General features: G+C 30.5%; 19 protein-coding genes, 3 tRNA genes and 1 pseudogene. 19 read left to right on the forward strand and 4 right to left on the reverse strand.

Annotation, left to right across the window (positions count from 1 at the left end; genetic code table 11):
- The first annotated feature begins 80 nt into the window (after positions 1 to 80).
- The 9 genes and pseudogenes from AC2FB1_RS09955 (at position 81) to AC2FB1_RS09995 (ending at position 7,839) form a co-directional block, all read left to right on the forward strand.
- Positions 81 to 164 (forward strand) — tRNA-Tyr (locus tag AC2FB1_RS09955).
- 6 nt (positions 165 to 170) lie between these two features.
- Positions 171 to 245 (forward strand) — tRNA-Gln (locus tag AC2FB1_RS09960).
- Between the two features lie 3 nt (positions 246 to 248).
- Positions 249 to 321 (forward strand) — tRNA-Lys (locus AC2FB1_RS09965).
- 151 nt (positions 322 to 472) lie between these two features.
- Positions 473 to 1,279 carry a diadenylate cyclase CdaA gene (gene cdaA, locus AC2FB1_RS09970; RefSeq protein ID WP_490675080.1) on the forward strand — a complete coding sequence of 269 codons (807 nt, stop codon included), beginning with the start codon at positions 473 to 475 and terminating at the stop codon, positions 1,277 to 1,279.
- A gap of 1 nt (position 1,280) precedes the next feature.
- Positions 1,281 to 2,213 carry a CdaR family protein gene (locus tag AC2FB1_RS09975; protein ID WP_490675081.1) on the forward strand — a complete coding sequence of 311 codons (933 nt, stop codon included), beginning with the start codon at positions 1,281 to 1,283 and terminating at the stop codon, positions 2,211 to 2,213.
- Positions 2,214 to 2,241: 28 nt separating this feature from the next.
- Positions 2,242 to 3,594, forward strand: coding sequence for a phosphoglucosamine mutase (glmM, locus tag AC2FB1_RS09980; RefSeq protein ID WP_490675082.1), 1,353 nt, complete (start codon positions 2,242 to 2,244; stop codon positions 3,592 to 3,594).
- 547 nt (positions 3,595 to 4,141) lie between these two features.
- The gene (gene glmS / locus AC2FB1_RS09985) at positions 4,142 to 5,947 is read left to right on the forward strand and encodes a glutamine--fructose-6-phosphate transaminase (isomerizing) (RefSeq protein ID WP_490675083.1); all 1,806 of its coding nucleotides are present in this window, start codon (positions 4,142 to 4,144) and stop codon (positions 5,945 to 5,947) included.
- A gap of 188 nt (positions 5,948 to 6,135) precedes the next feature.
- Positions 6,136 to 6,915: pseudogene (locus AC2FB1_RS09990) on the forward strand (ABC transporter ATP-binding protein).
- 69 nt (positions 6,916 to 6,984) lie between these two features.
- Positions 6,985 to 7,839, forward strand: coding sequence for an HAD family hydrolase (locus AC2FB1_RS09995; RefSeq protein WP_490675102.1), 855 nt, complete (start codon positions 6,985 to 6,987; stop codon positions 7,837 to 7,839).
- Positions 7,840 to 8,306: 467 nt separating this feature from the next.
- Here AC2FB1_RS09995 and AC2FB1_RS10000 read toward each other — a convergent pair whose 3' ends face one another.
- Positions 8,307 to 9,368 carry a YtxH domain-containing protein gene (locus AC2FB1_RS10000; RefSeq protein ID WP_490675084.1) on the reverse strand — a complete coding sequence of 354 codons (1,062 nt, stop codon included), beginning with the start codon at positions 9,366 to 9,368 and terminating at the stop codon, positions 8,307 to 8,309.
- Positions 9,369 to 9,496: 128 nt separating this feature from the next.
- Here AC2FB1_RS10000 and AC2FB1_RS10005 point away from each other — a divergent pair, with 128 nt between their 5' ends.
- Positions 9,497 to 10,231, forward strand: coding sequence for a metallophosphoesterase family protein (locus tag AC2FB1_RS10005; RefSeq protein WP_490675086.1), 735 nt, complete (start codon positions 9,497 to 9,499; stop codon positions 10,229 to 10,231).
- Between the two features lie 95 nt (positions 10,232 to 10,326).
- On the opposite strand, the gene czrB is transcribed toward AC2FB1_RS10005, so the two are convergent.
- The gene (czrB, locus tag AC2FB1_RS10010) at positions 10,327 to 11,280 is read right to left on the reverse strand and encodes a CDF family zinc efflux transporter CzrB (protein WP_490675087.1); all 954 of its coding nucleotides are present in this window, start codon (positions 11,278 to 11,280) and stop codon (positions 10,327 to 10,329) included.
- A 3-nt stretch (positions 11,281 to 11,283) separates the two neighbouring features.
- A complete protein-coding gene (locus AC2FB1_RS10015; protein WP_490675088.1) occupies positions 11,284 to 11,610 on the reverse strand; it encodes an ArsR/SmtB family transcription factor in 327 nt (108 codons plus the stop codon).
- Between the two features lie 130 nt (positions 11,611 to 11,740).
- On the opposite strand from AC2FB1_RS10015, the gene AC2FB1_RS10020 reads away from it, so the two are divergent.
- The 5 genes from AC2FB1_RS10020 to AC2FB1_RS10040 all read left to right on the forward strand — a co-directional run bounded on the left by AC2FB1_RS10020 (position 11,741) and on the right by AC2FB1_RS10040 (position 16,568).
- The gene (locus tag AC2FB1_RS10020) at positions 11,741 to 12,397 is read left to right on the forward strand and encodes an SDR family oxidoreductase (RefSeq protein WP_490675089.1); all 657 of its coding nucleotides are present in this window, start codon (positions 11,741 to 11,743) and stop codon (positions 12,395 to 12,397) included.
- Positions 12,398 to 12,738: 341 nt separating this feature from the next.
- Positions 12,739 to 13,671, forward strand: coding sequence for a type I phosphomannose isomerase catalytic subunit (locus tag AC2FB1_RS10025; RefSeq protein WP_490675090.1), 933 nt, complete (start codon positions 12,739 to 12,741; stop codon positions 13,669 to 13,671).
- A gap of 335 nt (positions 13,672 to 14,006) precedes the next feature.
- The gene (locus AC2FB1_RS10030) at positions 14,007 to 15,380 is read left to right on the forward strand and encodes an EVE domain-containing protein (protein WP_490675091.1); all 1,374 of its coding nucleotides are present in this window, start codon (positions 14,007 to 14,009) and stop codon (positions 15,378 to 15,380) included.
- Between the two features lie 153 nt (positions 15,381 to 15,533).
- The gene (locus AC2FB1_RS10035) at positions 15,534 to 15,929 is read left to right on the forward strand and encodes a thiol-disulfide oxidoreductase DCC family protein (protein ID WP_490675092.1); all 396 of its coding nucleotides are present in this window, start codon (positions 15,534 to 15,536) and stop codon (positions 15,927 to 15,929) included.
- Between the two features lie 198 nt (positions 15,930 to 16,127).
- Positions 16,128 to 16,568 carry a Dps family protein gene (locus AC2FB1_RS10040; protein WP_490675094.1) on the forward strand — a complete coding sequence of 147 codons (441 nt, stop codon included), beginning with the start codon at positions 16,128 to 16,130 and terminating at the stop codon, positions 16,566 to 16,568.
- Between the two features lie 77 nt (positions 16,569 to 16,645).
- On the opposite strand, the gene deoD is transcribed toward AC2FB1_RS10040, so the two are convergent.
- The gene (gene deoD, locus AC2FB1_RS10045; RefSeq protein ID WP_490675095.1) at positions 16,646 to 17,356 is read right to left on the reverse strand and encodes a purine-nucleoside phosphorylase; all 711 of its coding nucleotides are present in this window, start codon (positions 17,354 to 17,356) and stop codon (positions 16,646 to 16,648) included.
- Positions 17,357 to 17,501: 145 nt separating this feature from the next.
- On the opposite strand from deoD, the gene deoC reads away from it, so the two are divergent.
- Genes deoC through AC2FB1_RS10065 form a run of 4 tightly spaced genes read left to right on the forward strand, consistent with a single transcriptional unit; the run spans position 17,502 to position 21,072 of the window.
- Positions 17,502 to 18,164, forward strand: coding sequence for a deoxyribose-phosphate aldolase (gene deoC / locus AC2FB1_RS10050; protein ID WP_490675096.1), 663 nt, complete (start codon positions 17,502 to 17,504; stop codon positions 18,162 to 18,164).
- A 56-nt stretch (positions 18,165 to 18,220) separates the two neighbouring features.
- Positions 18,221 to 19,522 (forward strand): pyrimidine-nucleoside phosphorylase, encoded by a 1,302-nt coding sequence (locus AC2FB1_RS10055; protein ID WP_490675098.1) that lies wholly within the window; start codon positions 18,221 to 18,223, stop codon positions 19,520 to 19,522.
- Between the two features lie 12 nt (positions 19,523 to 19,534).
- Positions 19,535 to 20,719 carry a phosphopentomutase gene (gene deoB / locus AC2FB1_RS10060; protein WP_490675099.1) on the forward strand — a complete coding sequence of 395 codons (1,185 nt, stop codon included), beginning with the start codon at positions 19,535 to 19,537 and terminating at the stop codon, positions 20,717 to 20,719.
- A gap of 2 nt (positions 20,720 to 20,721) precedes the next feature.
- Positions 20,722 to 21,072: a DoxX family protein gene (locus tag AC2FB1_RS10065; protein ID WP_490675100.1), complete on the forward strand. Its 351-nt coding sequence runs from the start codon at positions 20,722 to 20,724 to the stop codon at positions 21,070 to 21,072.
- Positions 21,073 to 21,179: the final 107 nt, after the last annotated feature.

The raw sequence follows: 21,179 nt of genomic DNA on the forward strand, positions 1-21,179 counted from the left end.
GGCCTAGCTCAATTGGTAGAGCAACTGACTTGTAATCAGTAGGTTGGGGGTTCAAGTCCTCTGGCCGGCACCATCTTAATGGAGGGGTAGCGAAGTGGCTAAACGCGGCGGACTGTAAATCCGCTCCTTCGGGTTCGGCAGTTCGAATCTGCCCCCCTCCACCATCTTATTGGGCTATAGCCAAGCGGTAAGGCAACGGACTTTGACTCCGTCACGCGCTGGTTCGAATCCAGCTAGCCCAGCCATACGAGCCATTAGCTCAGTTGGTAGAGCATCTGACTTTTAATCAGAGGGTCAGAGGTTCGATTCCTCTATGGCTCACTTTACGCACTCCTTAATGGAGTGCTTTTTTATTACTCATTTTTAATATTGGTTTTTTGAAAAAATTTATAAGTATTATTTTCATAGTATGACAGTTATATCTATCATTGGTATAATTATGAGTATGAAAGTTATATACGGAGGAGATGTTATGGATTTTTCCAACTTTTTTAATAATCTTAGTACTTTGAAGATTATTACAAGTATATTAGATATACTTATCGTCTGGTATGTCCTTTATCTTCTCATTACTGTATTTAAAGGAACTAAAGCAATTCAACTGCTTAAAGGTATATTATTTATAGTTATTGGACAACAAGTAAGTAAACTTCTTAATTTAACTGCTACCTCAAAGTTATTTGATATTGTGATTCAATGGGGCGTTTTGGCTTTAATTGTGATATTTCAACCAGAAATTAGACGAGCACTTGAACAATTAGGGCGTGGAAGCTTATTTAAGCGTTATACCAATACTTACAGTCATGATGAAGAAAAATTAATCCAATCTGTATCAAAGGCTGTTCAGTATATGGCTAAAAGACGAATTGGAGCATTAATTGTTTTTGAAAAGGAAACTGGATTGCAAGACTATATTGAAACTGGTATATCAATGAATTCTGAAATATCTCAAGAATTACTAATAAATGTTTTTATACCTAATACACCATTACATGATGGAGCAATGATTGTTCAAAACACTAAAATTGCTAGTGCTGCATGTTATTTACCACTTTCAGATAGTAATAAAATTTCTAAAAGTTTAGGTACTAGACATAGAGCGGCCGTAGGGATTTCTGAGGTTTCGGATTCATTTACTGTGGTGGTATCTGAAGAAACCGGTTCAATATCAGTTACTTTCGATGGCAAATTAAGACGAGATGTCTCTAATGAAGTATTCGAAGAGTTATTAGCTGAACATTGGTTTGGAACTCGCGCTCAAAAGAAGGGTGTGAAATAGCATGTTAGAAAGTAAATGGGGATTAAGATTTTTTGCCTTAATATTAGCAATCTTTTTTTATCTTTCTGTAAATAACGTGTTTGGAAATATTTTTAACAATGACAATCTATCTCAAAATTCTTCTAAAACAATTGAAGATGTACCGGTAGAAATTCTTTATAATACTAAAAGCTTACACGTTACTAAATCAACAGATACCGTTGATGTTACTATCTCGGGACCTCAATCAAAGTTATTAAAAATTGAAAGTTCAGATGATATCAAGGTTACAGTTGATTTATCTAATGCAAAAGCAGGTAATTATAAAGAAGATTATATTGTTAAAGGACTAAGTAACGATATTAGTTATAATGTTAAGCCAAAACATGCTTATATCACTTTAGAGGATAAAGTTACTAAAACGATGCATGTTCAACCTGATATTGCACAAAATAATATTAATTCAAATTATAAAGTTAGTGAAGCTTCTCTAGATAAAGATACTGTTCAAGTTATTGGTGGTGAAAAGCAATTAGATAAAATTGCTTATTTAAAAGCTACATTTAAAAATGCTACAAATATTAGTGAAAATACTTCTGAATTAGCTGAAATTGCTGCATTTGATAAACAGTTGAATAAACTAAACGTACAAATAAAACCTAATAACGTTAAAATGTCAGTGAAACTTGAACCTTACAGTAAAAAGGTAAAAATTAAGACTGTTAAAAAAGGGTCATTACCTGATGGTGAAAATTTAGATAATATTAAACTAAACGAGAATGAAGTAGAAATTTATGGTAATAAAGATGATTTGAAAGATATTAATGAAGTAGAAGCTGAAGTGAATTTAGATGATATAACTGAGTCGACTGATAAGACACTTCAACTCAAACTACCTAAACAGGTTAAGAAGTCTGAATTCAATAAAGTAACAGCACATGTTAATTTAAATTAATATATTAGATAATAAAGGAGAAATAAAAATGGGAAAATATTTTGGAACTGATGGAGTAAGGGGAGTAGCTAATAAAGAATTAACACCTGAATTAGCATTTAAGCTTGGACGCTATGGTGGTTATGTATTAGCACACAATGAAGGAGAGAAACATCCTAGAGTTTTAGTTGGTAGAGATACTCGTGTATCTGGTGAAATGCTAGAATCTGCTTTAATTGCTGGATTAGCTTCAATAGGTGCAGAAGTAATGAGATTAGGAGTTATTTCTACTCCAGGAGTTGCATATTTAACACGGGAAATGGAAGCACAATTAGGAGTAATGATTTCTGCTTCTCATAATCCTGTAGCTGATAATGGCATTAAGTTTTTTGGTGCTGATGGATTTAAACTTTCAGATAAGCAAGAAGAAGAAATTGAACAATTATTAGATCAAGAACAACCTGACTTACCACGTCCTGCGGGTAAAGATATTATGCATTTTTCAGATTACTATGAAGGTGCACAAAAATACTTAAGTTATCTTAAATCTACAATTGATACAAATTTAGAGGGACTTAAAATTACTTTAGATGGAGCAAATGGATCAACTTCTTCACTTGCGCCTTTCTTATTTGGTGATTTAGAAGCAACGACAATTACAATTGGTTGTAATCCTGATGGATACAATATTAATGATGAATGTGGATCTACTCATCCTGAACATTTAGCTGAAAAAGTTGTAGAAACTCAAAGTGATTTTGGTTTAGCTTTTGATGGAGATGGAGATCGTTTAATTGCTGTTGATGAAAAAGGTAACATCATTGATGGTGACCAAATTATGTTTATTATTGGTCAAGAAATGCATAAAAATCATGAATTAAATAATAATATGATTGTATCTACCGTGATGAGTAACTTAGGGTTTTATAAAGCTTTAGAGACAGAAGGTATTGAATCAAATAAAACAAAAGTTGGAGATAGATATGTCGTTGAAGAAATGAGACGAGGTAATTATAATCTAGGAGGAGAACAATCAGGACATATAGTAATGATGGACTATAACACGACTGGTGACGGACTTTTAACTGGAGTACAACTTGCTGGTATTATTAAATCTAGTGGTAAAACGTTAAGTGAGTTAGCAGCACAAATGAAAAAATATCCGCAATCATTAATAAATGTAAAAGTTACAGATAAACATCATGTATCTGAAAATGAAGATGTTAAAATTGTTATGAATGAAGTTGAAAATGAAATGAATGGTGAAGGAAGAATACTAGTTAGACCTTCAGGAACTGAACCATTAGTAAGAGTTATGGTTGAGGCAGCTACAAATGAAGATGCTGAACGCTACGCTCAAAAAATTGCTGATAAAGTAAAAGAAAAAATGGGATTAGATTAATAGTATAATTAAAATAAATAAGAATATACTCTCTTTAAAGTTAAAGTTGTAAAACTGAAAACTTTATAGAGGGTATTTTTTATCAAAAATATAAAGTGAATATCAATTAATATTATAAGTGTAAGAATTAAATATCATAATATTTGAAAATAATTAAGAAAAAAGGGTAAAATGAAGAGTATTGGAAGAAAGGAGGACAGATGAAATAATAATAAAACAAAGCGCCTGGACAAATAATTAATATGTTAATCATTTAGTATTAATTAGGAGAATGCTGATAGATATATTAATTATATTGTAGACGAGGAGAATAGTTATCGATATAATCGGCGGATGCTATTCCGGATGAGGCACATTCGTTAGCTTATTATTTAAAACATGTAGGTAACTAGATGTACAAATATAATAAGAATGCCAAATACAAATAAACAGAAAACATAGAAGTATGATATTTAGAAACCAGTACATTTAAACAAACAACATCAAATAAAAATTTTATATAACAGATAAAATTATCATATGACTATGTAATGGAGGAAAGAAAAATATGTGCGGAATTGTTGGATATATTGGCTATAATAATGCCAAAGAATTATTATTATCTGGTTTAGAAAAATTAGAGTATAGAGGATATGATTCAGCGGGAATTGCTGTTGTCAACGATGAAGGTACTACTGTATTTAAAGAAAAAGGACGTATTGCAGAGTTAAGAAAAGTAGCAGATAGCAATGACATTGATGGTCACATTGGTATTGGTCATACTCGTTGGGCTACTCATGGGGTACCAAGTAACGTTAATTCACATCCTCATCAATCAAATAATGGACGTTTCACTTTAGTACATAATGGTGTCATTGAAAATTATGAAGAACTAAAAAGTGAATACTTAGCAGATGTAACATTTAAATCAGATACTGATACAGAAGTTATCGTTCAATTAATAGAATATTTTTCAAATAAAGGATTAGAAACTGAAGAAGCATTTACCAAAGCAGTATCTTTATTAGATGGATCATATGCTTTAGGTTTGTTAGATTCTGAAGATGAAGACACAATTTATGTAGCTAAAAATAAATCACCTTTACTTGTTGGTATTGGTGACGACTTTAATGTAATTGCTTCAGATGCATTAGCAATGATTAAAGTCACAAATCAATATAAAGAAATTCATGATCATGAAATTGTTATTGTTAAAAAAGAAAGCGTAACAATTAAGGATAAAGAAGGGAATATCCAAGAACGTCCAACATATACAGCTCAAATAGATGCTTCAGATGCTGAAAAAGGTATTTATGATCATTACATGTTAAAAGAAATTAATGAACAACCAGCAGTAATGCGTCGTATTATTCAAGAATACGAAGATGAAAATGGAGAATTAAATATAGATTCTGAAATTATTAAAGATGTATCGAATGCAGATCGTATTTATATCATTGCTGCAGGTACAAGTTATCATGCTGGTTTAGTTGGTAAAGAATATCTTGAAAAATTAGCTGGTGTGCCAACTGAAGTACATGTGGCTTCAGAATTTGTTTATAACATGCCATTATTATCTGAAAAACCTTTATTTATTTATATCTCTCAATCAGGAGAAACAGCAGATAGCCGTGCAGTATTAGTTGAAACAAATAAATTAGGCCACAAGTCTTTAACAATAACAAATGTAGCAGGTTCAACATTATCTCGTGAAGCAGATCATACGTTATTATTACACGCAGGACCTGAAATTGCTGTTGCATCAACTAAAGCTTATACTGCACAAATTGCTGTATTATCAATTCTTTCTCAAGTTGTAGCTAAAGTGCATGGACGAGATAACGATATTGACTTGTTAAGAGAATTAGCAAAAGTAACCACTGCAATTGAAGCAATTGTAGATGATGCGCCTGTAATGGAAAAAATTACTAAAGAATTCTTAGAGACTACTAGGAATGCGTTCTTTATTGGTCGTGCGATGGATTACAATGTAAGTTTAGAAGGAGCATTAAAACTTAAAGAAATTTCATATATTCAAGCTGAAGGATTTGCTGGTGGAGAGTTAAAACACGGTACTATTGCATTAATCGAAGATGATACCCCAGTCATTGCTTTAGCTACTCAAGAAAATGTGAACTTATCCATTCGTGGTAATGTTAAAGAAGTAGTAGCACGTGGCGCTAAACCTTGTATTATTTCAATGGAAGGTTTAGAAAAAGATGGAGACACATATGTGATGCCTCATGTACACGAATTATTAACACCTTTAGTATCAGTAGTAGCGCTACAACTAATCGCATATTATGCAGCTTTACACAGAGGATTAGATGTTGATAAACCTCGTAACTTAGCTAAATCAGTTACAGTTGAATAATTCAATTAAATATGGAGGCATGAGTGACATGTCTCCGTTTTTTAATTTGTGATGAACTTTATAATCATATATTTCTATTGTCTTGAATTAGGATAGTGATAATAAAGGTATAATATATTGTATAGGAATCTTTCCTTTTGTTAAATAATCAGAATTATCATACAATTATTTTAATTAGAGATGATAATTTGATAAATTTGAAATATATCTATAAAAAAAGCAAGGAACAACAATCATTAATGATTTAATTGGCATATTGAAGTGGGAGATAATTGGATTCTTTTTGGCACGAATGGTGCGAGAAAACAACACTATTAAATATCGTTAATTCCTATGACAGTGCTTCTCATGGTGAAATAGAATTGTTTGAAATGATACCAGGTAAAAAAGGATATTCTGCAGAAAATGTTCGTCAACATATTGGATTTATTTCACATAGTTTATTAGAGAAATTTCAAGATAGTGAGAAAATGATTGATGTCGTTTTAAGTAGTATATTTAAATCTATCTGTCTATATAAAATATATTCAGATGAACATATAAAAGAAGATGAAAAATTATTAAGTTTAATAGGGATGTTATCATATAAAGACCAATATTTAGGATGTCTATCAACAGGACAAAAACAAAAAGTAATGATTGTTCGTGCTCTTATACATCAACCAGATGTACTTATTCTTGATGAACCGGCATCGGGATTAGACTTTTTGGCAAGAGAACAGTTATTAAATCTACTAGAAAGTTTAAATGAAACATTCCCTCATTTGACAATTATTTATGATACTCATGTCATAGAGAAAATTACTCCTATATGTAATAAGATATTTTTATTAAAAGATGCTAGTTGTTTTGATAAAGGAAAAACAACAAACATTTTAACTAATTCGGTTATGTCTAAATTTTTTAATAATAAAATTGAAGTTATCCAATATAAAAATCGATATCCTCTTTATTTAAAAGAAAAGTGAGTTTGCACTTTAGATAAATAAATGGCACAATTTTTAAGAAAGAACTAAATGGAGGGTATAACGATGGCAATTGAAAATATTAAAGCAATATTCTTAGATATGGATGGAACAATATTGCATGAAGACAATAAAGCAACAATAAAAACTAAGGAAGTAATTGATCAATTAAGAAAAAAAGACTATAAAGTATTTCTAGCAACAGGACGTTCTTACTCAGAAATTTATAGTTTAGTACCAGAGGGTTTTAAAGTAGATGGTATTATTAGTTCTAATGGAACAAGAGGCGATATTGAAGATAAAACTTTATTTAAACATTGTTTGACAGTAGATAGTGTAAAAAAAATTGTGGAACTCGCTCAGCAACAGAATATCTATTATGAAGTTTTTCCTTTCGAAGAAGATAGAATTTCATTAATTGAAGATAAACCATGGATGGAAGACATGATTGATAGTGAACATCCACAAAATGAAGTGAGTGAAAGTGAATGGAAGTCACGTCGAGATGCTATGGATGGTAAAATTAATTGGAAAAACGATATTCCAAATGGCGAATATTCTAAAATTTATCTATTCAATAAAAAGTTAAATAAAATTAAAACATTTAGAGATGAATTAGTGCAAAATAAAGTGTTATTAAATATTAGTATATCTAATTCTTCAAGATTTAACGCTGAGACTATGGCTTATCAAGTAGATAAAGGTACAGGAATTAAAGAAATGATAGACCATTTCAATATTAAACGAGAAGAAACACTTGTTATTGGAGATAGTGACAATGACAGAGCAATGTTTGAATTTGGAGGATACACAGTTTCAATGAAAAATGCACGCCCAGAAATTCAGTCTATTACCGATGATACGACGCAATATACAAATGAAGAAGATGGCGTGGCTTTATACTTAGAACGACATCTTTTAAATTAAAAAAAGTAAGAGTCTAGGACATAAAGTTTCTGGATAAGTGAAAAAAGACAAGTTCTATTGAAATAATATAGAACTTGTCTTTTTTATAAACTTTTGATTATTTTCAACTCGTTGGGTTGCTCGTTTTCTTATATTGAGTGCCATTAGTAGAGTAAGTAGATTCACGTTATATTCTTTATATATAAGGAACCTGTTAATTTAGTTTATTAGTATTTATTAATTGATACGAAAGGTCCTTATTTTTTTAAGTATTTCAATGTAAAATTACACATAAAAATATTTTGGCGAGATTCTTGAGGGACTAGGACAAACTGAAGATTACAGGTTGAAACTGTCCCCTAAGAAAGCGAGCCAACAATACATAGTATTGTAAATAAAGAAGCCAGTAAATGAATTTATAATACATTCATTTACTGGCTATTTTGCTAGGAATTATGTCCCAGGCTCTTACCTTTTATATTTAATAATTATTTATCGTTATTCAAAGTTTTGTGATGATTTAAGTTGTCTTTTACGTCATTTTTAGTATCGTTAAAAGATGAAGTCTTGTTTTTTAACTCTTCTTTTTTATGATTTAATTGTTGATCTTCTTTTCGTTTACTTTTTTTCTTTTCTTTTACTGGTCTATTCACATTCTCACCGCGACGTAAGAAATATTGAACAGTACCCATTAAAATGACGAAATACAGAATTAAACGTACAATAATAATAAGAGCTTGAGCAATAATTAAAATAACCTGTGCTATATTTTGAGACATGTTTCCAGTTAATACGGTTAATATTGTACCAAGTGGTTGTGTAATAATAATAATGAGTAAGTTAATTAATAAAATAGCTAAAAAGAATTTGAACCAAGTTTTATGTTCATTTTTAATTCCTTTAAAGCCGTCTTTAAAATGACCTATAGCACTTAAGTCATGTCTACGTGCAAATGAAACAGTATAATTAATCATTAATATGAAGAAGAACCAGTATACGATTGAAATAATGAATCCCATAATAATAATTAAAATAATTTGCACAGTAAGTAAAATACCAATAGCGTGATCAGATGTACTTACTGACTGTTGAATAGATGTAAATAATGGTGTTAATGCTTTATTAAATAAAAAGTTTAATCCTAATGTGATTAAATATAATACAGCATAAACAACAATAGTGATTAAAGCTAAAAGAAGACTTTTAACATATTTTCCTTTTTTAAACGCAAAAAATAAATCAGAAAATTGAATATGCTCTTTTTCAATGGCTTTAGCCATAATATTAAAAGCCCCTGCTAATAATTGATATCCTGCAAGTATAAAAAATAATAATCCTAAGGTTACGACGAGTATCATCATAAATAATGACGCGCCTGCTGACTGTTGAAATTGTGCTGCTAGTTGCATCTGCATAAAGTTTTGAACGAAGAAAGTTCTAGCAATCACAAATGCCACAAATACAATAATAAAACTTACTAAACTAAATAGTATTGTTTTTATGAGTTGTGACTTAGCATTTTTAAATGCTAAACTATGAAATTTAAACAAAATAAGCACTCCTTTACATTAATATAATACACAATATCAGAATTTGTGTTTTTTTTAAATTAATAACTAACATTATTAGGTTTTAAGTGTTAAAATATGCTAATGATTTAATAATGAAAGGAGACTTTATGGTGAAATTTGCAATTATAACTGACGTTCATGGTAATTTTGATGCCTTACAAACTGTTTTAGATGATATTGATAATAGAGAGGATATCGACCAAATCTTTAACTTAGGAGATAATATTGGAATTGGCCATGAAACCAATAAAGTATTAGATACGATTTTCGATCGAGAGGATATGGAAATTATTGCTGGAAATCACGATGAAGCAATTATGTCAATTGTTAATGATACACCGTATCCAGAAGATTTAAAAAATAAATTTTATGAACATCATCAATGGATTGAAAGTCGAATGGATGAAGATTACTATGATGTATTAAATGCATTACCACGATATTTAGAAAAATCAATTTGTGGAAAAAAATGTTTATTTATACATTATGAAATTGAAAATCAAAGATTAGAAGAGAGTATTGATAAACAACCATTTGAGCCTATTGTAGATAACAAAAAAGAAGAAATAATTAAATTATTTGAAGATAAGGATGCAGATTTTATAGCTTTTGGACACAATCATCAATTACACTTATATGACGATAATAACAAAACATATTTTAATCCTGGTTCAGTAGGACTTAATAATGGTAAATATGCTGTGTATGGAATAGTCACAATTAGCGAAAACGAGTTTAGCGTTGAAAGAGTTAAATTACCTTATGATAATGAAGAATTTCTTCAAGGATTTGATGAAAAACGCGTACCAGGCAAACAATTTATTTTCGATCATTTTATATAAGTAAAAAAGAGTTGAGCAGAAGGTAATATGAATTCTGCACGACTCTTTTTTATGTTGTTAACGAAGGAGATATTGTTTGTGTATACTATAAATTATTAATGATGAGAATGTTCTTTATGTAATCCAGAACATAGAACTGAAGTATCATGATCATGTTGTGCTGTTTCTAATTGAATAGTCATATGTTGTATGTTTAAATGAAGTAATTCATGTTCTATTGTTTTTAGCAGTCCTTCGCAGTTCTGAACAGACATAGTTTCAGATACCACTGCATGACAACTTAATGCATTCATATCGTTTGATATTGTCCAAACATGACAATCATGGACATTATAAATTTCGTTATGTTTTGTAATGGTATTAATTATTTTATCTATATCGACGTCACCTGGTGTACCTTCCATTAAAATATTAAGTGATGAACGTGAGATGCCAATTGCACTTTTTAATATAATAATGGAAACTAGGATGCTTGCGATAGGATCTGCAATTGTAAAATTAAATACGTATATCAGAATAGATGCTATAATAGCCCCTAATGAGCCAAGTAAGTCTCCTAAAACGTGAATAAAAGCACCGCGCATATTTAGATTGTGTGATGTATCACCACTTTTAAACATAATTATTGCAACGATAACATTCACTATAAGTCCAATAACACTAATAACAAACATTTCAGTTGATTGTACTTTAATAGGATTGAAAAATCTTCTAATAGCTTCGATGATAATAATGCCACTAATAATTAATAAAGTTATACCATTAAATAAAGCAGCTAAGACTTCAAAACGCTTGTAACCGAATGTTTTAGTTGAAGTAGCATTTTTTTCTGCATAAATAAATGCAATTAAAGCAACTCCTAGTGAAACAGTATCACTAAGCATATGAAGTCCATCTGATAATAGTGCAAGGCTATTAGCAATAAATCCTCCTATAATTTCAACAATCATAAATAAGCCTATAATAATAAAAGAAATTGCCAATACCTTTTTGTTATTGGTATGAACATGATTATGAGCATGGTTATGATGATATGTGTGATTAGACATTTATTATTCACCTCTTTGATGATTAGCATGTTGAATGGTCTGTTTTAATAAAGTAGAAACATGTTGATCGTCTATAGAATAAATCATAGATTGACCATGCCGTGATGATTTAACTAGACCTGCTTGTTTTAAAATCTTTAACTGATGCGATACATTTGATTGAGTTAATTGTAATGCATGTGTAATATGCCCAACACTAGCTTCGCCTTTATATAATAATTCTAGAATACGTAGACGATTATAATCGCTTAACGCTTTAAATGTCTCAGTTAAACGGTTAAGAATGTATTCATCTATAAATATATCTCTATCTGTATTTGTATTGGACATCACAATAGACCTCCTCTTTAATATATAGTGTTATTATCTAAGTGTCAATTATGTATAGTAAACAAGTTTAAAAATGATACTAAGTGGTAATTTATATATTATGAAATAAAGTGAAGGAGGAAATAATTCTATGAGTATATTAGTTATTGGCGCTAATGGTGGCGTAGGTTCTAAATTAGTTAATCAATTAAAAGATGATCATGTTGATTTTACAGCAGGCGTTCGTAAAGAAGAACAAAAAAGAGCTTTACAAGATCAAGATGTGAATGCCATTTTAATAGATGTAGAAAAAGATAGTATTGATGATTTAACTGAAAAATTTAAAGGCTTTGATAAAGTTATTTTCTCAGTCGGTTCAGGTGGTAGCACAGGTGATGATAAAACAATCATCGTTGATTTAGATGGTGCTGTTAAAACGATTGAAGCAAGTAAAAAAGCAAGTGTTAAACATTATGTAATGGTGTCAACTTACGATTCACGTCGCGAAGCATTTGATGCAAGTGGAGATTTAAAACCTTATACAATTGCAAAACATTATGCAGATAATCATTTAAGAAATTCTGGATTAACTTATACAATCGTTCATCCAGGTGGCTTAGAAGATAAATCAGGTACTGGTGAAATTAAAGCTGACTTGTATTTTAATGAAGGAAGTACAATTCCACGCGAAGATGTAGCTTCTGTATTAAAACATGTAGTAACTTCTGAAAATAAATTTGAAAATGAAGAATTTCAAATTCTTTCAGGTAATCAATCTATTCAAGAAGCATTATCTCGTTTTGAGTAGTTAGATAATTAATTACAAATGAAAGGTTATGTGTTAGAGTAGGACAGTAAGTTTTAAAACTTGCTGTTCTATTCTTTTTTATTATATATATAATTTCTATTAAATTAATAATGAAATTGATATAATAAACATATATATGAGTGAAAATTTTTATTTAACTATAGAAGGGAATAGCATTTATATTGAATGTGTTATTTGATATATTAAAGGCTTAAATAGGTAATAAATTTAATTTAAAGATAAATTGGTTAATCAATTATTCTAATTATACATAATCATTTAAATATGATATTTCACTTTAAAATAGAGAGAAGTAATACCGTGTTTTAGGAGGTGCAATAATGCCATTATTTTTAAAGCCTATTTTCTTTGAAAAAATATGGGGCGGTAATAAATTAAATCAATTTAATTACGACATACCAAGTGAACAAACTGGAGAATGCTGGGGTATTTCTGCACATCCGAATGGAAAAAATATCATTGAAAATGGTCAGTATGCTGGTCAAACTTTAGATCAAGTATGGAATGAACATAGAGAACTGTTTGGAGATTTTCCAAGTAAAGATTTTCCTTTATTATGTAAAATAGTGGATGCAAGAAATCCATTGTCTATTCATGTTCATCCTGATGACTCATATGCATATGAATTTGAAAATGGTCAATATGGTAAATCTGAATGTTGGTATATTATTGATGCTGAAGAAGATGCGGAAATTATACTAGGTACATCTGCTGATTCAAGAGAAAAATTTGAAAATAAGATGAATGAAGAAGCAGTATTGGATGTAATAGAAAGAATTAAAGTTAAAGCAGGTGAGTTTTATTTTGTACCAGCTGGAATGCTTCATTCTATCGGTTCTGGTGTTTTAGTATATGAAACAATGCAATCATCTGATATTTCTTATAGATTATATGATTATGAAAGAAATAGAACTGATGGGTCATCTTTAGAAGTTAGCAAAGCATTAGATGTGATTCAATTTACTGCTAATGCACCTGCTATAGTACCTGAAACTACAATTGTAGAAAATCATAAGCGTAGCCAAATCGTATCTAATGACTTTTTTACAATGGTTAAATGGGAAATAAGTGGGACGCTTAATTATATGAAGCCTCGAGAATTTTGTCTTATTTCTGTATTAGAAGGTAATGGACAAGTGATTACAGATGGTGAAATCTTTAAACTTGAGAAGGGGTCAAATTTTATTTTAACTTCTGAGGATTTAGATAGTGTATTTGAAGGAGATTTCACTTTAATTATAAGTTATATTTAGTTGTTGAATTTAATCTAGAAAACGTGTGAATTAATTTATTATCATTAATTGATAGTCTAGTAATGTTTAAATAATGATACATTGTATTTTAAAAGTGAAATGGAACTCTGTGATAATTCATATGATTCTATTTCACTTTTTTAATTTTAAAAAGTGAATTAATAATACGTCAAATCTATTAAAAAAATATGATAAAATAAAAAAAACGAAATCTTATAAATTATTCATATATCTAAATTAATCTATCTAAAAATAACTAATAGGTGCTAAAATTGATGTTAATATATACATGAATAAAGATGTTAAATTTAAAATAAGTAAGAAGGAGATTCTAGATGGCAGAAGAAGTAAATTACTTTTGGTTAAATTGTGGATATACAAGATGGAATCATAATGAACCATTAGTTGGACAAACAACTTTATTTGAGTCTGGAGCACAGTTCAATCCTACTCAGGGTTTTCGAGCATTCAAAAAAGCTAAAAATGGCGATCAAGTAATTTTTTATCAAGTACAAACAGATACTGGATTATTAGGAATTGGTGAAATTATTAGTGTTCAAACGGGAGCACAAAATAAAATTAGAGTTGAATTTAAATTTAATGAAGAATTAAAGCCTTTAACTACTGATTACTTAAAACGTAGTGAAGTGCTAGATTATCGAATGAATAATATGAGAGAAACATTAATAAATCAACTAACAAAAGAGGAATTTCAATTAATCGTTGAGTTAGGAAAAGGCAATATTCAATTACCACGATATTTCTTCTTATCTGAAACTGAAAAATTTGAACCTGAAACACATTATACGATTTTTACACATACTTATAATGGAATTAAACGAAATGGTTATCATTTTTATAATCAATTAGAAGTAGGGGATAATTTAATATTTTACGATAAGAATAGTAATCAGTCGGTCGTAGGGATTGGTGAAGTATCTCGTCATATTCATGAAAAAGCACCAATTCCAGGCCGTACTAATAGTACTGCAATAGAGATTTATTATGAAAAGAATATTACTCCTGTTACATTAGGAGCACTGAATAAACATCCTAAACTAAAAAACTTATACTTTTTACAAGAAAATGCTAAGCAAGCAATAGCAAGTATGAATCAAGCACAATACGATGCCATTATAGAAATGAGTGAAAATGATGGTATCAGAACACCATTCGAGACTATTAAAAAAACTGAGTTCACTGCAGAACAGGATGAGACCATTAAACCTTTTATTTTACTCGTCGTAGATAAACGTGAAGAAGGTTTGAAAGCAGCAAACAATCTTTTGAAAAAAACGAACTCTAATCCAGTCATTACTAGTGGTCACCCTGATTTTAGTGAAGATATGCTATATGGCAAATATCTACCTAATGAGACAAGAGCTTTATATTATAGAGAAGGTTTTATTACACAACTTATGCCTAAAAATGACAAAAGCTATTTAGTTATTGACAATTTTAATAGACTTGATCCAGACATATTTCAAACTTATATTAATGTCTTAGAAGGATACGAAGTCACATTACCTAGATATAATAAAGATGGTAACATGATTACTTGGTCTCGTGAAAAAGATTCTTTTTATCATTTTAATCCTAATTGGCACATTATAGGAGTAACATACGAAAAGTTAGAAGATATAAAAAGTAAATATTCACAACAATTTTTAAAATATACACGTATTGTAAAAGTGAATCATGATTCATAGTAATAAACAAATTAACAGAAAAAATATAATGTGTTTTTATAATTAGCTAGAGTGGATATAGAATTTGAAATGAATTCTATATCCACTTTCTGTGTTTAATGAATCTTTTTAAAAGGAATACATTAAATAAGATAAAAAGGAAGGTGACAGAATATGCCAATCGTTTATTATGATGGAAATTGTGTGTATTGTTATAACTATTGTATTTGGTTAATACAACATGGCTTACCTAAAAATTATGAGTTTGCTACTTTAAAAGGAGAAGCGGGACAACATTTATTTAAACAACATCCTGAAGCTAAAAATAAAAATAGTGTGATACTACAAGAAGGAGACCATTTATATTATGAGTCTACAGCGATAGCAAAATTAATCACAACATTAAGTAGTGAAAAATGGTTAGGTATACTACTTAGAGTAACGCCATTACCAATAAGAAATTTAGGTTATCGACTATTTGCTAATAATAGAGATAAAATGTGGAAAACACATTGGCATAAACCAAATGCATATGAAAAATCATTTTTTATTGATGATGATAGACGATAAATGAGAAAAATATTTTTTAATTGATAATATATAATTTTTAATTATATATTATAAAGTTTTCAATAATGATTCTATGTATATTCATAAGTATTAAAGTTTTTAAGTTACGTGTGTAAAATAACTTTACAGATTATAATTATTATAATATAATTATAATTGTAAAAGAGAGACATGACTGTATAAAAAAGGAGAGATTCGATGACTCAACAAGATGTAGTAAAAGAATTAAATCAACAAGTAGCAAACTGGACAGTAGCATATACAAAATTACACAACTTCCATTGGTATGTTAAAGGACCTAATTTCTTCTCATTACATGAAAAATTTGAAGAATTATACAATGAAGCTAGTCAATATGTAGACGATTTAGCAGAACGTATTTTAGCAATTGGGGGTAATCCAGTAGCAACATTAAAAGAAAGTTTAGAACTTTCAATCGTAAAAGAAGCGGGTACTAATTATACTGCTGAAGAAATGGTTAAAGCTTTCTCTGAAGATTTGACTCAAATTTCTAAACAACTTGGAAAAGCAATTGAAGTTGCAGGAGAAGCAGGAGACGATGTTTCAGAAGATATGTTTATTGGTATGCAAACTTCAGTAGATAAACATAATTGGATGTTTAAATCATATTTAGTTTAAGCATTCTATTAAAAAAGAGCCATTGTGGACGATAAATGTCTACAATGGCTCTTTTTAATGATAATACTGAGAAGTTACTATTCAGCGATTTCTAAAGCAATTTCCATCATTTGAGTAAATGATGTTTGACGTTCTTCAGCTGATGTAGCTTCATCTCTTAAGATATGGTCGCTTACTGTAAAAATACCTAATGCTTTTTTACCAGCATGAATTGCATTTAAATATAAACCAGCTGATTCCATTTCAATACCTAAAATTCCCATCTTTTTCCAACTGTCATTAAAATGTTTATCTGCATTATAGAATGTATCTGATGATAAAATATTTCCAACATGTGTAACTGCTCCAATATCATCAGCAACTTGTTTAGCTTTAGTAATTAACTCAAAATCTGCAATTGGAGCAAAATGACCAGGAATGTTAAATTGATCAACATAATTTGAATTTGTTGAAGCAGCTTGAGCAATAATAACATCATATAAATTTACATTTTCTTGTAATGCCCCACATGAGCCAATTCGAATAATTGTATCAACATCAAAGAAATTATAAAGTTCATATGAATAAATTCCAATACTTGGAATTCCCATACCTGATCCCATTACAGAGACTTCTTTTCCTTTATATGTGCCTGTATATCCAAACATGTTACGAACTTCATTAAATTGTTCAACATTTTCTAAAAAGTTATCAGCAATATATTTTGCACGTAATGGATCACCTGGCATTAATACAGTTTTAGCAATTTTAGTACCATTGGGTTGAATGTGTGGTGTACCGTTTGACATGAATATCTTCTCCTTAACAATCTTATTCAAAATAAAGATAACATTTGTTTAAAATTTTTGCGAATTTTTGTACTATATAAATGAGAGAAACATATAAATTATGTTAATAATTAGGCTTTCGAGCAATACATTGGAGGAAATTTTTATGGAATATTCAAAATATATTGATCATACACTTTTAAAACCGGAATCAACACGTCAACAGATTGATAAAATTATTTCTGAAGCTAAGGCGTATCATTTTAAATCGATTTGCGTCAATCCGACACACGTTAAATATGCTTCTGAACAACTTGTGAATTCTGATGTGCTTGTATGTACAGTGATTGGGTTCCCACTTGGAGCTACAACAACCGCTACAAAGATTTTTGAAACAGAAGATGCGATTAAAAATGGAGCATCAGAAATTGATATGGTCATTAATATTGGAGCGCTTAAAGATGGTAGATATGATGAAGTGAAAAAAGATATCGAAGGCGTTGTAGGTGCAGCAAATGGACATACTGTGAAAGTGATTATTGAAACTGTGCTTCTTACAGAAGATGAAAAAGTGAAAGCTTGTGAAATTTCGAAGGAAGCAGGTGCTAATTTTGTTAAAACATCAACTGGTTTCGCTGGTGGAGGAGCAACTCCAGAAGATGTAAAATTAATGAAAGACACAGTTGGTGCTGATTTAGAAGTGAAAGCTTCTGGAGGGGTTCGTAATCTTGAAGATTTCCACAAAATGCTTAATGCAGGTGCTACACGTATTGGAGCAAGTGCTGGTGTTCAAATTATCAAAGGTTTAGAATCAAATTCTGATTATTAATAATATGTTTTATAACATCATATAGAAATGCAACAATCGAGAAAGGGGATAGCACAATGAGAATGGTAGACATCATTGAAAAAAAGCGTGATGGACAATCATTAACTAAAGAAGAAATTAAATTTTTTATACAAGGATATACCAGAGGGGATATTCCAGACTATCAAGCGTCCAGTTTAGCTATGGCTATATTTTTCCAAGATATGACAGAAGAAGAACGTGCTGCACTCACAATGGCAATGGTTGATTCTGGAGATACGATTGATCTTTCCATAATACAGGGGATAAAAGTTGATAAACATTCTACAGGAGGCGTAGGTGATACGACTACACTTGTATTAGCGCCACTAGTCGCAGCAGTAGGCGTACCTGTTGCTAAAATGAGTGGACGTGGTCTAGGCCATACGGGTGGTACAATTGATAAATTAGAATCCATCCATGGTTTTCATGTTGAAATGTCTGAAAAAACGTTTACTAAATTAGTGAATGAAGATGGTATTGCTGTTATAGGGCAATCTAGAAATTTAACGCCTGCAGATAAAAAATTATATGCACTGCGAGATGTTACTGGTACAGTGAATTCTATCCCACTTATTGCATCTTCAATTATGAGTAAAAAAATTGCTGCTGGTGCTGATGCCATTGTACTAGACGTTAAAACGGGTAATGGTGCATTTATGAAAACATTAAAAGATGCAGAAGCTTTAGCACATGCAATGGTTAATATCGGTAATAATGTAGGTAGACAAACTATGGCTATCATCTCAGATATGAGTCAACCTTTGGGTCGAGCTATTGGCAATGCACTAGAATTAAAAGAAGCTATTGCAACACTTCAAGGTGAAGGTCCAGAAGATTTAACTGAACTTGTGTTAACACTTGGTGCGCAAATGGTTGTACTTGGAAAAAAAGCAACTACCTTGGAAGAAGCCCGTCATTTATTAACTAATGCTATTAAAGATGGTACTGCATTAACTAAATTTAAAACGTTTATAGCTAATCAAGGTGGTGACATATCAGTAGTAGATCATCCGGAACAGCTTCCAACTGCGTCATATCAAATTGAATATAAAGCGAAATCAACAGGTGTAGTTGCTGAAATGATAGCTAATGAAATAGGTGTTGCTTCAATGATGTTAGGTGCTGGACGACAAACTAAAGATGATGATATCGACTTAAGTGTCGGTATAGTACTTAATAAAAAAGTCGGAGACACCGTTCAAAAAGGTGAGTCATTACTAACCATACACAGTAACCGTGAAAATGTAGATGACGTTATCAAAAAACTTGATAAAAGTATTTTTATCAAAGAAAATGTAGATACACCAAAATTAATCCATGAAATTATCACAGAATAGGAGTGTATACAAATGACGACACCATTTAAAAGAGTACACTTAATCGTAATGGATTCAGTAGGTATAGGTGAAGGTCCTGATGCAGCTGATTTTAACGATGAAGGTTCTCACACATTAAAACATACATTAGAAGGTTTTAATCAAGAGTTACCTAATTTAGAACGTTTAGGATTAGGTAATATAGAGGATTTACCTGTAGTCAATAAAGTTGATAAACCTGGTGCATTTTATACTAAATTAAGTGAGGCATCAGTAGGTAAAGATACGATGACAGGACACTGGGAAATTATGGGGCTCAATATTATGCAGCCTTTTAAAGTATATCCAAACGGCTTTCCAGCTGAATTGATTCAACAAATTGAAGAAATCACAGGACGCAAAGTTGTAGCAAACAAGCCTGCTTCTGGAACAGCGATTATCGATGAATTAGGCGAACATCAAATGAAAACAGGCGATTTAATTGTATATACAAGTGCGGATCCGGTATTACAAATTGCAGCGCACGAAGATATCATTCCATTAGAAGAGCTTTATGATATTTGTGAAAAAGTACGTGAGATAACAAAAGATCCCAAATATCTTGTAGGTAGAGTAATTGCACGTCCATATGTCGGAGAACCAGGACACTTTACTCGTACATCTAATCGTCATGATTATGCTTTGAAACCCTTTGGGACTACGGTGATGAATACGTTAAAGGATAATGGCTATGATGTGATTGCTATTGGTAAGATTAATGATATCTATGATGGTGAAGGTGTAACTGAAGCTATTCGTACGAAAAATAATATGGATGGAATGGATAAATTAGTAGAGGTTGTAAAAAAAGATTTTAATGGTTTAAGTTTCTTAAATCTAGTTGATTTTGATGCTTTATATGGTCATCGTCGTGATAAAGAAGGTTATGCACAAGCCATTAAAGATTTTGATTCACGTTTGCCAGAATTAATCGACAACCTCCAGGAAGACGATTTAGTGATTATTACTGCTGATCATGGTAACGATCCAATTGCAGATGGAACAGATCATACTAGAGAATATATTCCAGTATTAATGTTTAGTCCTAAAATTAATGATTATCATGAATTATCAGGTGATACAACATTTAGTTCTATTGGTGCAACGATAGCAGATAATTTCAACGTAGAATTGCCAAAATACGGAAAAAGTTATTTAAAAGAAATGGGAGTTGAATAATTATGAAATTAATGAGATATTTGCTAGGTTTGGCATTTGGATCAGCAGGAATACTACATTTTACAAATGAACGTCAATTTAGATCGATTGTACCAGAATATTTACCATTACGAAAAACAGCGGTTTTAGTGACAGGCGTATTTGAAATATTTTTTGGAGTTATGCTATTAGCTAAAAGACCTGCGGATTGGTTGAAAAAAGGTATTAATGCATTTTTACTTGCAGTTTTTCCAGCAAACATTTATATGGCAAGAAAAAAATTACCATTAGGAGATAAACCTGTTCCTAAATGGGTTTTATACTTAAGATTACCTCTTCAATTTCTATTAATAGCTATTGTAAAAAAATTATAGTGTAGTCTATATAAAAAGCACCCTATCTCGCTTAGGCACTGAACCCTTAAAATGGGAACTTAATAAAAACACTATGTTCTAGGCTGCTAATTCTCTGTATTTTACAG

This window comes from Staphylococcus sp. CoH_129_LAB_1 (assembly GCF_058191515.1).

Coding starts and splice junctions, on each gene's coding strand:
- cdaA (WP_490675080.1), top strand. CDS start 473: ATGGATTTTTCCAACTTTTTTAATAATCTTAGTACTTTGAAGATTATT.
- AC2FB1_RS09975 (WP_490675081.1), top strand. CDS start 1,281: ATGTTAGAAAGTAAATGGGGATTAAGATTTTTTGCCTTAATATTAGCA.
- glmM (WP_490675082.1), top strand. CDS start 2,242: ATGGGAAAATATTTTGGAACTGATGGAGTAAGGGGAGTAGCTAATAAA.
- glmS (WP_490675083.1), top strand. CDS start 4,142: ATGTGCGGAATTGTTGGATATATTGGCTATAATAATGCCAAAGAATTA.
- AC2FB1_RS10005 (WP_490675086.1), top strand. CDS start 9,497: ATGGTGAAATTTGCAATTATAACTGACGTTCATGGTAATTTTGATGCC.
- czrB (WP_490675087.1), bottom strand. CDS start 11,280: ATGTCTAATCACACATATCATCATAACCATGCTCATAATCATGTTCAT.
- AC2FB1_RS10015 (WP_490675088.1), bottom strand. CDS start 11,610: ATGTCCAATACAAATACAGATAGAGATATATTTATAGATGAATACATT.
- AC2FB1_RS10020 (WP_490675089.1), top strand. CDS start 11,741: ATGAGTATATTAGTTATTGGCGCTAATGGTGGCGTAGGTTCTAAATTA.
- AC2FB1_RS10025 (WP_490675090.1), top strand. CDS start 12,739: ATGCCATTATTTTTAAAGCCTATTTTCTTTGAAAAAATATGGGGCGGT.
- AC2FB1_RS10030 (WP_490675091.1), top strand. CDS start 14,007: ATGGCAGAAGAAGTAAATTACTTTTGGTTAAATTGTGGATATACAAGA.
- AC2FB1_RS10035 (WP_490675092.1), top strand. CDS start 15,534: ATGCCAATCGTTTATTATGATGGAAATTGTGTGTATTGTTATAACTAT.
- AC2FB1_RS10040 (WP_490675094.1), top strand. CDS start 16,128: ATGACTCAACAAGATGTAGTAAAAGAATTAAATCAACAAGTAGCAAAC.
- deoD (WP_490675095.1), bottom strand. CDS start 17,356: ATGTCAAACGGTACACCACACATTCAACCCAATGGTACTAAAATTGCT.
- deoC (WP_490675096.1), top strand. CDS start 17,502: ATGGAATATTCAAAATATATTGATCATACACTTTTAAAACCGGAATCA.
- AC2FB1_RS10055 (WP_490675098.1), top strand. CDS start 18,221: ATGAGAATGGTAGACATCATTGAAAAAAAGCGTGATGGACAATCATTA.
- deoB (WP_490675099.1), top strand. CDS start 19,535: ATGACGACACCATTTAAAAGAGTACACTTAATCGTAATGGATTCAGTA.
- AC2FB1_RS10065 (WP_490675100.1), top strand. CDS start 20,722: ATGAAATTAATGAGATATTTGCTAGGTTTGGCATTTGGATCAGCAGGA.